The sequence below is a fragment of the Actinocrispum sp. NPDC049592 genome, from assembly GCF_040675465.1.
Lineage (GTDB): Bacteria > Actinomycetota > Actinomycetes > Mycobacteriales > Pseudonocardiaceae > Kibdelosporangium.
Genome location: NZ_JBFAPA010000025.1, coordinates 179,941 through 195,111 on the forward strand (window position 1 = coordinate 179,941; position 15,171 = coordinate 195,111).

Below are 15,171 nucleotides of genomic sequence, written 5' to 3' on the forward strand. Positions count from 1 at the left end.
CCAATCACCCAGCACTGAAAGTCAGGTGTCTACTGTGGACAAATCAACACGTCGTGGATTTCTGGGGACCGCCGCCACTCTGGGCGGTGCCGTGGCGGGATTAGCCGTCGGACCGATGGCCGGACCGGCGAGCGCCGAGGACGCCACCGAGGCACTCGGCATGATCTCCGTGGGACCAGGCGATACGCGGTATCAGGACCTGATCAGCAGGGGTTACAACGCCAGGTTCACGGCCAAACCGGAGTCCGTCCACCTGGTGCACACCACCGGCCAGGTCGTCAGTGCCGTGACCGAAGCGGTGCGGTCCGGCAAACGAGTCGTCGTGCGCAGCGGTGGCCACTGCTTCGAGAACTTCGTCGACGACCCCTCGGCGCAGATTCTGATCGACATCTCCGAAATGAACGAGATCTGTTTCGACCCCCGGCATCAGGCGTTCGCCGTGGAAGCCGGTGCCACCCTCGCCTCGATGTATCGGACGTTGTACTTGGGCTGGGGCGTAACCGTTCCCGGTGGCGAATGCCCCAAAATCGGTGTCGGCGGGCATATCGCCGGCGGCGGGTTCGGGCCGATGTCGCGCCGGGACGGACTGATCTCCGATCACCTCTACGCGGTCGAGGTCGTCGTGGTGGACCAGTCCGGCCGAGCCAAAGCCGTGGTGGCCACCCGCAATCCAGCGGACCCGAACCACGACCTGTGGTGGGCGCACACCGGTGGCGGCGGCGGCAATTTCGGAATCGTCACCCGCTACTGGCTGCGCTCCCCCAATGCCGTCGGCGACCCGTCAGCGCTGCTGCCCAAGGCGCCGGGAACGCTGCTGAGGGCCAATGTCGCCTGGCCGTGGCAGGAGCTGACCGAGCAGGCGTTCACGAGGCTCGTGCGCAACCACGGCACGTGGCACGCACGCAACAGCGCCGACGGTTCGCCCTACGCGAGCCTGTGGAGCCAGCTGACCCTGTCCCACCGCTCGCTCGGGGCAGTCGCCCTGATCGCCCAACTGGACGGCGCGTTGCCGGACGCCGGCCAGATGATGACCCGGTACATCGCAGCGCTGACCGACGGCGTCGGGGTGACACCCCAGATACAGCAGTTCACCCAGCCGTGGATGAAGGCCACCCTGGGCAACGGATTCGACACCCAGGGGCTGGACCGGACCAAATCGAAGGACGCGTTCCTGCGCGCGGCCTGGTCGGACGCGCAGATCGCGACCGTGTACCAGTATCTGGGCGACCCTCGGATGACCGGACTCGGCGGGGTCTTCGTCTACTCATACGGTGGCCGGATCAACACGGTGCCGCCCGCGCAGACCGCGATGCCCCACCGCGACTCGATCCTGAAGGCGTGGCTCACCGCCTTCTGGGCGAGTCCCGAGGAGGACGAGAAGCTTTCCGCCTGGACCCGCGATTTCTACCGTGATCTGTACGCCGACGCGGGCGGCGTGCCCGCGCCGAACGCCAAGTACGACGGCGCCGGGATCAACTTCCCGGACACCGACCTCGCCACTCAGCTGAACACCTCAGGTGTGCCATGGCAGACGTTGTACTACAAGGACAACTACCGCCGGCTGCAGCGGATCAAGGCCCGCTGGGATCCCCGCGACGTCTTCCACCACGCCCTTTCCATCCGTGCGGCGAGGTGATCAGCGACCATGACCGCACTGGGCAGTTGTTCCCCATTGTCGTTCGGCGTCGGCAGGACGACACCGAACAACCGAACGGCACTACACATCGATGTCATGGCCCCAACCATGATGGCTTTGACCGCCTCCCAACGGGATATCTGGGCGGCGGGGGCACACCGGCCGGACTCCCCGCAACACACGTCGGTCGCGGTCGACCGGCTGACCGGCGACGTGGACGTGGACCTGCTCGCCGCCTGCCTGGCGCGGGCGTTGCGCCACAACGACGCGCTGCGGCTGAGGTTCGACGAGCGCGACGGCGTGCCGTACCAGTGGCTGCACCCGGATCCGGTTGCGGCACCGGTCGTCGAACTGGCCGGACGTGCCGAGTGCGACACGTGGATCGAGGACCTGTTCAACCGCCCGTTCCCGTTGCGGCGCTCCCCCATGGTGCATGCCGCCCTGCTCAAGGAGGGATCGGCCGCGGTCCGCCTGTGCGTCGCGGCGCACCACATCGTCGCCGACGGGTGGGCGCTGCACGAGATCGTCGTCCAGGTCGTCGCGGACTACGACCACGTCAAACGCACCGGCAAGCCGCCCGAGCCGGGGCCACCATCCTTTCTGTCCTTTGTGGAGCGTGAAGCCGCCTACCTGGCGTCCCCGGCGTTCGAGAACGACCGCGACTTCCACCGGGAGGCGCTGGCCGGTGTGTCGCCCGCGCTTTTCCCACGCAGGACCGGCATCCGGCAGGTCGGACGGCACCGGTTCGTGCTGCCCGAGGACCTCGTCGGGCGGATGCGCGAGGCTGGGCACTCGCCATTCATGGTGGTCACCGCCGCGTTCGCGACCTATCTGGCGCGCGTGCACGGCAGTGACGAAGTCGTGCTGGGCATCCCGGCCCTCAACCGGCGGACGCTCACCGAGAAACGGACCGTCGGGCAGTTCGCCAGCACGATGCCGTTGCGGGTGCCGGTATCGGGAGAGCAGTCCCTGCGGGATCTGGCCACCACGGTCCGGACCAGGACCTACGCGCTCAAACGCCGGGAACGCCTGTCCCTCGGCGACATCCTGCGCGCTCTGCCCGCGGACGACGCCGGGCCCCGGCGGTTGTTCGACGTGACCGTGTCGTACATGCACTACCCGCGCCGGTCTCCTGTTCCCGGTCTCAGCCGCGACATGGTGGGCCTCGGCCACGCGCACGACGGCGACGCGTTGGCCGTCGTGCTGACCGAGTTCGACGACACCGGCCACGTTCTGGTGGACCTGGAGTACGCGGCCGACGTGTTCGACGAGGACTTCCCGATCGAGGCGACGGCCCGGCACGTGCTCGCGCTGCTGGACAACGGTCTCACCGACCCGCAACCGCCGGTGTCCGCGATCCCGATGCTCTCCCCCGGCGAGCACGCACGACTGGTTGCCGCACCGTCGCCGGCCGTGCGGTCCGGGACGGTGCACGGCCTGTTCGAGGAGCAGGTTCAACGCACGCCCGACCGGGTCGCCCTCGTCTCATCAGACGGGTCGTCGACGACCTACGCGGAACTGGACGCGCGGGCCGAGGTGGTGGCGCGGGAGTTGCGTGGCGAAGGTGTCGGCCGTGACGACCGGGTCGCAGTGCAATTGGACCGCGGGCCCGCGCTGATCGTGACGCTGCTGGGCGTGCTGAAGGCGGGCGGCGCGTACGTTCCGCTCGACCCGGCACACCCGGCCGAACGATCACGGTTCGTGCGGACCGACAGCGGGGCCAAGGTACTCATCACCGGCAGCGAGCGGACCCGGTTCACCGGGGACCCGGCCGACGCCATCGCGGACGAGGACTCACTCGCCTACGTCATCTACACCTCCGGCTCCACCGGACAGCCCAAGGGCGTGATGGTCGAGCACCGTTCGGTAGTCAACCGGCTGGCCTGGATGCAGGACCGCTATCCGCTCGACGACACCGATGTGCTGATGCAGAAGACCCCTGTGACGTTCGACGTGTCGGTGTGGGAGCTGTTCTGGTGGGCGCTCGGCGGTGCCCGGCTGGCGTTGCTGCCCCCCGGGGCCGAGAAGGACCCCCGCCGGGTCCTGGAGTTCATCGCGCAGCACGGGGTGACCGTCGTGCACTTCGTCCCGTCGATGCTGGGACCGTTCCTGGACGAGTGGGAGCGCAGGCCCGAGCTCGGCCGGTCGCTGCGCCGCGTGTTCTGCAGCGGCGAGGCGTTGCCCCCGGACCTGGTGGCACGTTTCGGCCGGATCGCGGGCGGCACGCGACTGGTCAACCTCTACGGGCCGACCGAGGCGACCGTCGACGTGTCCTTTTTCGACTGTCCGGCGGACCCGGTGGACCGGATACCGATCGGCAGGGCCATCGACGGCATCCGGCTGGCCGTGCTCGACCAGTACGGGAAGCCGCAACCCGTTGGGGCGCCGGGAGAGTTGTGCATCAGCGGCGTCGGCGTCGCCCGCGGCTACCTCAACCGGCCGGAGCTGCAGGCCGGGAAGTTCGCCGCCGACCCGTTCACACCGGGCGAGCGGATGTACCGCACCGGCGACATCGCGCGCTGGCTGGCCAGTGGCGACCTGGAGTACCTGGGGCGCGCGGACGACCAGGTGAAGATCCGGGGAAACCGGGTGGAGCCGGGTGAGATCCGGGCCTGCCTGCTGACGTTCCCCGGTGTGCGGGAGGCGGTCGTCGTGCACACGCGGGGGCGGCTGGTCGCCTACGTCGTCGCGGCCGATGCCGACGTTGACGCACTTCGCTTGCATCTCGCGGACCGGTTGCCGGAGTACATGGTTCCGGCGTTGTTCGTGCCCGTTGAGCGAATTCCCTTAACACCGAACGGAAAACTGGACGTCCGGGCACTTCCGGCGGCGAAGGCCGCGCAGGAGAACACCGCGCCCCGGACCGAGGTCGAGGCTGCGCTCGCAGCGGTGTGGTCCGAGGTGCTGGACGTGTCACCGGTCGGCGTGCACGACAACTGGTTCACGCTCGGCGGCGACTCGATCCTGGTCCTGCGGCTACGCGCGCTGGCCGCGCAGCGGGGAATCCACTTCGAGCTGACCGATGTCGCCGCGCATCCGAGCGTCGCCGCGCTGGCGAGCAGGGTGTACGCCGAGCAGCCGGACACACCGGGTCCGGCACCGTTCGACCTCGTGCCCGCCGTGGACCGCGCCAGGCTGGCGGACGCCGTGGACGCCTACCCGGCGTCCGCGCTGCAGCTCGGCCTGCTGTACCACAGCCGGACGCACGAGAACACGGCCATGTACCACGACGTCTTCCGCTACACCCTGGCGATCGGCTGGCAGGAGGTGGAGTTCCGGCGGGCGTTCGACCTGCTCGCCGAGCGCCACCCGGTGCTGCGCTCGTCGTTCGACCTCGCCCGGTCCTCCCAGCCGTTGCAGGTCGTGCACCGCAATGTCCACAATGGACTTGAGGTCGTCGACCTGCGCGCGCTGGACGGCGCCCAGGCCGAGGTCGAAGTGCGCAAGCACATCGAGGACCGGCGATCGCACGACTACGAACTCGACCGGCCACCGCTGTATCTGTTGCGCGTCCACGTCCTGGCGGACCGGGTCGACCTGGTGTTCAGCTTCCACCACGCGATCCTTGACGGCTGGAGCGTCGCGACCCTGCTTCGTGAGCTGCTCCAGGACTACCTGCACGCGTTGGGCGCGGACATCGAGCCGGTGGTGGCCGGTCCAGCGTCCTCCGCGGCCCAGCATGTGCTCGACGAACGCAGCGCCCTCAATTCACCTGAGGCCGCACAGCACTGGCGCGAGGTGCTCACCGGCTCGTCCCCGGCCCAGCTCACGGCCTTCCGGCCACACGAGCCGCCGGGCGACGGCGAACTTCTCGTCCGGCTCGTCGAACTGCCGCACGCGGAGAAGGTGCGTGATTTCGCCCATCGCAACGGTATTCCGGTGAAGTCGGTGCTGTTGGCGGCCCACTGCCTGGCGCTTCGGATGTTCTGCGACGGCCCGGTGATCACCGGGCTGGTGACCCATGGACGGCCGGACGACCGGGTCGCCGGGCTGTTCCTCAACACCGTGCCGGTACGCGTGGACAGCACACCGCGGACCTGGGCTGACGCGGTGCGCGAGATCCAGCGGCAGGAACGTGACGGCTACCCGCACCGCCGGTATCCGCTCAGCGCGATCCAGCGCGACCACGGCGGGCCGGTGCTGGAGACCGCGTTCAACTTCATGCACCCGCACGTTCTCGCACCCGTGCTGACGGTCCCCGGCGTGGCGCTCCTGGGGTTCCAGGCTTGGGAGGAGACGAACTTCGCGCTGCTGCTCAACGCGATCGTCGACCCGGTCAGCTCGCGTACCTGGTTGCGGATCGACTGCGCCGCCAGCGTTTTCACCAACGACCAGGCGGACCTCTTCGCGCGGTGCTACACCGGAATCCTGGCCAGGATCGTTGCGGCGCCGGACGATGAGGTCGACTTCGCCTTCCTCGCGGCCGACGAGCCCGGGCACGTTGTGCACGTGTTCGCGCGCCAGGCCGCCAGTACACCCGACGCCGTCGCAGTCACCTTTGGCCCGGACAAGTGGACCTACCGGGAACTCGACCTGGCGGCCGGCCGGGTGGCACGGCGGCTCGTGGCGATCGGTGCGGGACGCGGCACCCGGGTCGGCGTCGCCGTGGACCGGTCGTTCGAGATGATCGCCCTGGTGCTGGGCATCGCCAGGGCGGGCGCGGCGTGCGTACCGCTGGACCCTGCCTACCCCCGCCCCCGGCTCGCCGCGATGCTGGAGCGGGCCCGGCCGGCCGTCGTCGTGACGCACGCCCGGTACGCGGATCTGGCCGAGGACACGGTGGACCTCACCACCCTGCTGCACCCCGGCGACGCGCCGGAATCCGGTGAGGTCACGCTCGACGACACCGCCTACATCCTGTTCACGTCCGGGTCGACGGGTACTCCGAACGGCGTGGTGATGCCGCACCGGGCGCTGGCCAACCTCGTCGCACACCAGAACCGGACGGCGAGCGGCGCGGCCGGTGGCACGACGCTCCAATATGCGCCGCTGAGCTTCGACGTGTCGTTCCAGGAGATCTTCTCGACCCTGTGCGGCGGCGGCACGCTGACCTTGGTGTCCGATCCGGACAGGAGGGATCCGGCAACGGTCCTGCGCCTGCTGGACGGGATCGATCGGGTGTTCCTGCCCTACGTGGCACTGCAGCAGCTGGCCGAGGCCGCGGGCGCGCTCGGGCTGCTGCCGCGCGGGCTGCGCGTGATCATCTCCTCCGGCGAGCAACTCCGGGTCACCGACGAGATCCGGCGGCTCTGTGCCGCGTTACCTGGCATCGTCTTGGAGAACCAGTACGGGCCCACCGAGACGCACGTGGCCACCAGCTACACCATGACCGGGGACCCGGCGGATTTCCCCGCGCTGCCACCGATCGGCACGCCCATCGACGGGTTGCGCGCCACCGTGCTCGACTCCCGGATGCGGCCCGTCCCAGCCGGCACCCGCGGTGAGATCCACCTCGGCGGTGCCGGTCTGGCCACCGGCTACGACGGCGAGCCCGAGCTGACCGCGCGGCGCTTCGTCCGTGATCCCGCCAGCGGCGAAGCCTGGTACCGGACCGGCGACATCGGCATGGAGCTGCCCAGCGGCGACCTCGTCTACCTGGGCCGGTCGGACTCACAGGTGAAGATACGCGGTTTCCGGGTGGAGACCGCCGAGGTCGAGCTGGCGATCAACGCGCCTGGGATCCGCGAGGTCGCCGTGGTTGCGCGCGACGGCGGCCGGGAGACGCATCTGGTGGCGTTCCTGGTGGGTGACGGCACTACCGACCTCACCGAGTTGCGCTCGGCTATGCGCGCGCGGTTGCCCGAGTACTTGGTGCCGACGGAGTTCCAGTGGCTGCCGAGTCTGCCGTTGACGCCCAGCGGCAAGCGCGATGACGCCGCGTTGCGCCGGATCGCGCCGGCCTGCCGGGTGACAACGGGTTCGTCACCACGCGACGAGAACGAACGTGCGCTCGTCGAGATCCTCGCCGAACTGCTCGGCCTGCCCGCGGTCGGCGTGCACGACGACTTCTTCGACATCGGTGGCACCTCGGTCACCGCGATGCGGCTCGCGGTCCTCCTGGAGAAGCGCTACAACGTCCACCTTCCTCTCTCCGTGCTGGTCGCAGCACCGACCGCGGCCGCACTGGCCACCCGTCTGCGGCAGGCGGCGAGCGCGACCTTCGACCCGCTGGTCCCAATGCGCACACACGGCACCCGGCCGCCGCTGTTCCTGGTGCACCCCATCGGTGGCAACGTCCTGTGCTACCTGCCGCTGGTCCGCAACCTGCCCGCCGACTGGCCCTGCTACGCCCTGCAGGCCGCCGGCTGCGAACCGGGAACCGAGCCACTGCGCACGGTTCCCGAGCTGGCCCGCAGTTACCTCGACGCGATGCGGCGGGTTCAGCCGTGCGGGCCGTACACGATCGCGGGCTGGTCGTTCGGCGGGATCGTGGCCTTCGAGATGGCCCGCCAGCTCCACGCGGCCGGCGAGGACATCGACCGGCTGGTGCTGCTCGACACCATCGCCCTCGCCCCGGGGCCACGCACCGAGGTGCCCGCGGACGTCCTGCTGGAGTGGTTCGGCTGGGAGCTGCTGCGGATGCGGGACACCACAACACATATCGAGCCCTTACCGGCCGGGGATCAGCTCGAAGTCATTGCCGCGAAGGCAGTGGAAGCGGGCGTGCTGCCACCAGGCAGTTCGACCGCCGTGGTCCGCAGGCTGTTCCGGGTGTTCCAGGCGAACTGGACGGCGGCCTTGGCTTATCAGCCAGGGGTCATCGCCGGGGACATGACCCTGGTCCGCGCCACGCAACCGTTGCCACGGCTGCTCGAACCGGCGCACGACGCCGCGGGCAGCCTGTACCGCGATCCCGCGAACGGATGGGGTGAGCTGACCGCCGGGCATCTCGATGTCGTCGACGTGGCCGGTGACCACATCGAGATGATGGCGGAACCGCACGTGCGCACGGTCGCAGCCGCACTGTCGGAGCTCCTGCACCGGAGCGCGCGATGAAGGCGCTGGTGGTGGGGGCGGGCATCGGCGGCCTGACGGCCGCGGTGGCGCTGCGCCGGGCGGGCATCGAGGTCGAGCTTTACGAGCGTGCGCCGCAGCTGCGAGCGGCGGGTACCGGCCTGTCCATCATGAGCAACGCGGTGGCCGCCCTGCGGTCGTGCGACGTCGATCTCGACGGCGGCCAGTCGATCGAGACCTTCGAATTGCTCACGTCGACCGGGCGTCCCATCAGGACGGTGCCGCTCAAGGAGATCACCGACCGGCTCGGCGTGCCCAGCGTGTGCATCCACCGCGCGGAACTCCAGCAGGAGTTGCTGCTGGCCGCAGGCGACTGCCCGATCATGCTGGGCGCCAACGCATTCCGCTACGGGTACGACAAGCGTGGCGTCCGGCTGTGGCTGGCCGACGGCCGGGTGGCCCGCGGCGACGTGCTGATCGGGGCCGACGGTTTGCACTCGGCGGTCCGCCGGCAGCTCGCCGGCCCGCAAGCGCCCCGCGAGGCGGGATACGGCTGTTGGCTGGCCGTCATCCCGTTCCGCCATGACCGGGTGACCCCGGGGTACGTCGGCCACTACTGGGGCCGAGGCAAGCGGTTCGGCCTCATCGACCTCGGAGGCGGCCGCGTGTACTGGTGGGGCACCCGAAACGGCGGCCTGGACGACCCCCTCCGTTCCTACAGGGGGTGGGCGGAGGAAGTCCAGGCCGCCGTCGCGGCGACACCGCCGGAGGCGATCACCACGGTGTCCGCAATGGACAGGCCGCCGCTGCCCAGCTGGGGGGACGGGCCGGTGACGCTCCTCGGCGACGCGGCCCACCCGATGCTGACCAGCCTCGGACAGGGCGCGGGCATGGCGATCGAGGACGCCGTCGTGCTCGCGCGAACCCTGGCGGGGGCTGCGGATCCTTGTCAGGCCCTGCGTTCCTACGAGGCGCAACGCAGAGCACGAACGCGGCGGATGGTCCGCGTCTCCCGGTTGCTGAGCAAGGTCGAGCAGGCCTCGCTGCCGTGGACGGCGGCGCTGCGCGACGCGGTCTTCCGCTGGATGCCGAGGCCCATGCTGGTCCGGCAGAACGAGTCTGCACTGGTTTTCCCGTCGCCTGGAGCGCATCATGCCGACACTCACTGACATCAACCGGCCACTGAGCCCGGTCGAACGGTGGTACTGGATCGCCGACCACTTCTCGCCGCTCAACGTGATCGCCCGCGTGCGGGTGCACGGCAAGGTGACCATCTCCGCTCTGCGGCAGTCACTTGACGCGTTGCAGTCCAAACATCCGTTGCTGCGCACCATGATCGTGGCGGATCATGTGGGCCGCAACCCACGTTTCGTGACCGGCGAGGTGCACCCCATCGCGCTGCGAACGGAATGTGGTGACCAGTGGGAGCTTGAGGTCAACGAGCACCAGCTGTCCGACCGCATGGATCTGCGCCGGGGTCCGCTGTGCCGGGCCGCTGTACTCACCGTCGCTCCGGATGTGCACGACCTGCTCCTCACCGTGTCGCACATCATCGCGGACGCGACCACCGTGATGTCGCTGGCGAAGGAGTGGCTCGAGCTGGCGGCCGGGCAGGTGGTCGGCGACCGGCCCGCGCTCCCCGCACCCGAGGACATGTTCCCTGCCCGGCACCGAGCGCTGAGGGGCGCGCTCGGTGCCGCGGCCCGGCTCCTGCCGGACCAGCGGAAGCTGCGCCGGGAAAGCCTGCGGCGGCTGGTGCCGACCGAGACGGTCGCCGACGAGCTGCGGCGCACCCAGCTGGTACACCGGTCACTGGCGCCCGGCCAGCTGGGCGCGCTGCTGCCAGCCTGCAAGCGCAACGGGTCCACTGTGCACGGCGCGCTCGCCGCGGCGATGATCACCGCCGTCGCCCGCGACGCGGCGGTGTCGGCACCGTGCGAGTACTCGATCGGGTCGCCGATCGACTTCAGGGCCGAACTCACTGGGCCGGTGTCCAATCAGGACGCAGGCGCGTACATCGCGACCGTGTCATCCTTTGTGGACTACACGCCGACCGGCGGATTCTGGCCGTTGGCCAGGGCCGTCAGCCGGGACGTGGCGATGCGCAGGCGGCGGGGCGACCATTTCTCGACGATCAACCTGCTGCGCTGGATGTGCCCGCCCAGCCCCGGCGAGAGCGAGTCGTTCCGGCGGCTCGTCGAGGCACGGGGGCCGGGGAACCTGTGCCTGTCCAACATCGGTGTGTACGACTTCCCCAGCCGGATCGGGCCGTGGCGGGTGTCGGACGCGCAGTTCACAACCGGGCTGTCGATCAGCGGATACCTCGCCGCGGCCGTCAACACGAGCCACGGCCACCTGTTCTGGAATTTCTCGTACGTCGAGCGCGCCATGTCCCTGCAACGGGCGAAACGCATCGCCGACGACAGCGTCACCACCGTTCTGTCAGCGACGTGAGGAGTCGAATCGTGAAACGGATCTCGCCGGACGGCCGGGCCGTCGTGGTGACCGGCGCGTCGACCGGACTCGGCAGGGAGTGCGCACTGCACCTGGATCGGTTGGGGTTCCAGGTGTTCGCCGGTGTGCGCCGGGACGACGACGGGCGCGCGCTGGAGGCAGCGGCGGCCGGTGGCCTGCGCGCATTGCCGCTCGACGTCACCGATGAGGACTCGGTACGGGACGCGGTGAAGACCGTCAACGGCGACCGCTTGTGGGGCTTGGTCAACAACGCGGGGATCTGCGTACCCGCACCGCTGGAATGCCTGTCGCCTGACCGGCTGCGCGAGCAGCTCGAGGTCAACGTCGTGGGGGCGGTCGCCGTCACGCGCGCCTTCCTCCCGCTGGTACGCCACGCACGCGGGCGGGTCGTGAACATCAGCTCCGGCCTCGGCCGCGTCGCATCGCCTTATCTCGGCGCCTATGCCGCGTCGCAGTTCGCGAAGGAGGCCATCAGCGACGCGCTGCGCCGGGAGTTGCGGCCGTTCGGCGTCTGTGTGTCCGTTGTGGAGCCGGGCGCGATCCTGACCCCGATCTGGACCAAGGTGGCCGAGCAGGGCGCCGATGTGCTGGATGCGATGGAGCCCGCGGTCGGGAACCTCTACCGCCGGTCGTTCCTGGACTTCCTGACCGCCAACGACAAGCGTGCGCGGTCGAGCCGCACCACGACACGGGACTGCGCCGCCGTCGTGGCACACGCTCTGCTCGCTACCCGCCCCAAGATCCGTTACCAGGTCGGGCTCGATGCGCGGCTGGGCAGCCTGCTCGCCCGGCTGCTCCCCGACACGGTCATCGACCGGGCCTTCGCCAAAGCCGTTGTCCGTTGACCACGAAGGGACTTGCCATGTCGGTCAAGCAGACGCTTCGCCTGCGTGCCATGCTGCTCGGATTCGGTGCTGTGACCCGGGCCCAGGCATGGCGGGGCGATCCACTCGCCCGGATCATCTCGGCGCCGCCGGGCACCGACCCGTACCCGGTCTACGAGGACGCGCGGGCGCTCGGCGATCTCAGCCGCAGCAAGCTGGGCCTCTACGTCACCGCGTCGCACCGGGTGGGCGACGCGATCCTGCGTGACCCGAGGTTCGGGGTGAACACGCGGGCGGCGTTGATGGACATGAAGGTGCTGCTGCGCGACTCGCGAGGCCGGCGCCCGATCCACCCTGTGGACGATTCGTTCATCGCGATCGACCCGCCCCTGCACACCCGGCTGCGGCGCACCGTCGCTCCCTGGTTCACACCACGCGCGCTGCGAGACCTGACACCGGTCGTGGAGAAGGTCGTGACCGAGTTCCTCGACGAACTCGACGGGCGCGCCGATTGGGAGCTGATCCACGACTTCGCCGCGCGCATCCCGATCCGAATCATCTGCGAGATGTTCGGTATCGCCTCGGTCGACTACGACCGGTTCACCCGGTGGGGCGCCGTGCTCGGGCCGACGCTCGACGGCGTGCGATCGGTTCGGGAGCTGCGCAACGTGCGGGAGACATTGGTCGACGTCGAGGCGTTCTTCGTCGACCTGGTCGAGCGCCGCCGCCGCGCCCCGGGCGATGACCTGGTGAGCAACGTGATCCGGGCCCACGACGGCGCGCCGGACCTGGCACGCGAGGACCTGCTGGCGACCATCGAACTGCTGATGCTGGCCGGCTACGAGACGACGCTGAACCTGATCGGCAACGCCGGCATGGTGTTGCTCACCAACCAGCAAGCCCGCGAACGGATCATCGCCGAGCCGGACATCGCCCCGAACCTCGTGGAAGAGGTCCTGCGCTGGGATTCGTCCGTGCAGTACACGGTGCGCGCGGCCACCGAGCCGGTCACAGTCGAAGGTGTCGACATCCCGGAGGGCACGATGGTCGTGGTCTTGCTGGCCGGGGCGAACCGCGACCCGCAGGTGTTCCCGGACCCGGCCCGGCTCGACCTGGACCGCCCGAACAGTCGCGACCACTTGTCGTTCTCCTCCGGGATCCACTACTGCGTCGGCGCGGGGCTGGCCCGGCTGGAGGCCGCGACGGCGATGCGCCTGCTGTTCCAACGGTTCCCGCACCTGCGGATCTCGGGTCCCGTGGTGCGCCTCCCTTCGCGCAACATCCGCGGCGCGATCAGAGTCCCCGTGACCCCCGGCAACTGAGAGTCCTGCCGAAGTCGGCGTCGAAGGACGCGGAGATCCTCACCTTGCGGCATGAAGTCGCTGTGCTGCGAGGGAACAACCCGAAGCCTCGCCTGTCCTGGCCGGATCGCGCGGTCCTGGCCGGGCTGGCCCGGATGCTTCCCAAGGCCCTACGCCCACCGGATAGTCACACCGGGAACATTGTTGCGCTGGCACTGCAGGCTCATCGCTGCGCGGTGGCGGCAGCCGACACCACCGGGTCGTCCGCCGTTCGTCATCGAGATCAAGACGCAGGGTCCACCTACTCGGCATTACCCAGCATCCGACCGCGGACTGGGTGGCTCAGGTGGCCCGCGGTCTTGCCAGCGATCTGGAGGAGGCCGGGCACCGGTTCAGACACCTGGTTCGCGACCGTGACGCGAAGTTCGGTACCGCCTTCGACGCGGTCTTCGCCTCCATCGGCACCCAGGTCGTGCTCGACGCCTACGTCGCCCACTACAACGCTGGGCGCAGCCACCAAGACGGCGGAATGCTTCTACGTGCTCCCGACGACAAACCGAACACGATCCCGTTCCCGGCCCAGATAGCCAGCATCCGACGCCGACGGTGTCTCGGCGGACTGCTCAACGAGTACCAACCCGCCGCATGAAAGTCCAAGCCAGAACCGGTAACCCGAGTTTTCGACCAGGACACGCAACAGCACACGTCGGACGGATGAAGGTGCGGATACGCGTCGCTGCCAATCCACGACGTCGATCGCTTTGCGAGTGGGCAGAGCTACAGACGCCGCAACTAGGTTCCACTGTGGACGTTCATTGGGGTCGATGTGGAGAAACGGTCAGCGCCCGTCCGGCTGACCGACCGCGACGGGCGCACCCGGCTCACGGAACAGATTCACGCGTGAGACCCGTGGCTTTTCGGACCGGCCGCCCTGGGCAGCGGGCTGGTCGGTGTACGGGTGGCTGAACAGGTCGCGCGTCGGGTTTTCCAGACGTGTTCGCGATGCGGTCGTGATGATGCGTGTCCTTTCCGGACGAAGATGGGACCGGGGGCGGACCACAGTGCGGCCGTGCCCGGTGCGGCGAACGGCTCGAATTCACTCGAGCCTCCGCCCTCCGATCCTACAACATTGGCAGTGCCGAGTTTGTTCCCACGAGATTTCCGACGGCATTGGAAGAATCCTGCGGCAAGACCACGGTGCACCACTGGAGGGCTGGCGTGTCCTGCGGCGGCGGTGCCGGATGTCCGCGACCGGGCGTGACAACAGCCGGGTGGCTGCCCGGCTCAGTGCGCGCCACTTTCGTCATCGTCAGCTGTCCTCGGTGGGACAGACGCAGCTCCGGCTGGTGCCGGTGTCCTTGGTCGCGGTGCAGAACCGGACCGAGATCCGGTCGTGGCTGCTCCACGGGTGCGGGCAGCTCTCGCATGACCCGGCCGCACGGTCCTCGTCAGGCACCGCAACTTCGGCGACCTGGCGGGTTACCGGGTAGGTCCTGGTGTCCAGCCGCCGTTGGATCTCCCCGTTCGACGTCGACGGCGGGATCACCGGACGCCGCGCCCGACAGGGTATTTCCGGATATCCGAGCCCGGCATCATGCCGTACTCCCCTCCGGCCGGGATCCGGCCGTACTGACCTGCGCCGGGCACGGCGCCGACAACACAGTCGACACTCGAAGTGCACCCGGTGACCCCGACAGTACGCCCCATCGTGACAGGCGTGTTGTCTAGCCGGGCCAATTTCGTCCACGGTGAACTCCACAGGGCGCCCGCGACGGACAGCCGGAGATCCCGCCATTCGGGTACCGTGTCATTGGTGGCCGGCAGACAGGTCCGACCGCACATCCTGGTGGCCGTCGCTCACGGGAACACTCACCCCGGCCGACATCGTCGCCAGTGGTCAGGTCGCTCGCACGTGGGTGGCCTGTGTCCTCTTGGGATCCTGGCCGTGGGGTGAAACACATTCAAGTCCATTGTGTCCGGA

General features: G+C 69.3%; 8 protein-coding genes. 7 read left to right on the top strand and 1 reads right to left on the bottom strand.

The features are described from left to right. Positions 1-34 precede the first annotated feature (34 nt). The 7 genes from AB0J95_RS45700 (at position 35) to AB0J95_RS45730 (ending at position 13,839) form a co-directional block, all read left to right on the top strand. A complete protein-coding gene (locus AB0J95_RS45700) occupies positions 35-1,636 on the top strand; it encodes an FAD-binding protein (protein WP_364772307.1) in 1,602 nt (533 codons plus the stop codon). A gap of 96 nt (positions 1,637-1,732) precedes the next feature. Next, positions 1,733-8,632 carry an amino acid adenylation domain-containing protein gene (locus tag AB0J95_RS45705; protein ID WP_364772310.1) on the top strand — a complete coding sequence of 2,300 codons (6,900 nt, stop codon included), beginning with the start codon at positions 1,733-1,735 and terminating at the stop codon, positions 8,630-8,632. Beyond that, positions 8,629-9,759: an FAD-dependent monooxygenase gene (locus tag AB0J95_RS45710; RefSeq protein WP_364772312.1), complete on the top strand. Its 1,131-nt coding sequence runs from the start codon at positions 8,629-8,631 to the stop codon at positions 9,757-9,759. Before AB0J95_RS45705 ends, AB0J95_RS45710 begins: the two co-directional genes overlap by 4 nt. Beyond that, entirely contained in the window at positions 9,743-11,044 is a 1,302-nt protein-coding gene (locus AB0J95_RS45715) for a condensation domain-containing protein (RefSeq protein WP_364772314.1), read from the top strand. Before AB0J95_RS45710 ends, AB0J95_RS45715 begins: the two co-directional genes overlap by 17 nt. An 11-nt stretch (positions 11,045-11,055) precedes the next feature. Next, positions 11,056-11,910: an SDR family NAD(P)-dependent oxidoreductase gene (locus tag AB0J95_RS45720; protein WP_364772316.1), complete on the top strand. Its 855-nt coding sequence runs from the start codon at positions 11,056-11,058 to the stop codon at positions 11,908-11,910. 17 nt (positions 11,911-11,927) lie between these two features. Beyond that, on the top strand, positions 11,928-13,211 hold the full coding sequence (locus tag AB0J95_RS45725) for a cytochrome P450 (RefSeq protein ID WP_364772319.1): 1,284 nt from the start codon (positions 11,928-11,930) through the stop codon (positions 13,209-13,211). A gap of 325 nt (positions 13,212-13,536) precedes the next feature. Beyond that, the gene (locus AB0J95_RS45730; protein WP_364772322.1) at positions 13,537-13,839 is read left to right on the top strand and encodes a hypothetical protein; all 303 of its coding nucleotides are present in this window, start codon (positions 13,537-13,539) and stop codon (positions 13,837-13,839) included. 660 nt (positions 13,840-14,499) lie between these two features. On the opposite strand, the gene AB0J95_RS45735 is transcribed toward AB0J95_RS45730, so the two are convergent. After that, the gene (locus tag AB0J95_RS45735) at positions 14,500-14,736 is read right to left on the bottom strand and encodes an RGCVC family protein (RefSeq protein WP_364772324.1); all 237 of its coding nucleotides are present in this window, start codon (positions 14,734-14,736) and stop codon (positions 14,500-14,502) included. Positions 14,737-15,171 lie beyond the last annotated feature (435 nt).

Coding starts and splice junctions, on each gene's coding strand:
- AB0J95_RS45705 (WP_364772310.1), top strand. CDS start 1,733: ATGGCCCCAACCATGATGGCTTTGACCGCCTCCCAACGGGATATCTGG.
- AB0J95_RS45710 (WP_364772312.1), top strand. CDS start 8,629: ATGAAGGCGCTGGTGGTGGGGGCGGGCATCGGCGGCCTGACGGCCGCG.
- AB0J95_RS45715 (WP_364772314.1), top strand. CDS start 9,743: ATGCCGACACTCACTGACATCAACCGGCCACTGAGCCCGGTCGAACGG.
- AB0J95_RS45725 (WP_364772319.1), top strand. CDS start 11,928: ATGTCGGTCAAGCAGACGCTTCGCCTGCGTGCCATGCTGCTCGGATTC.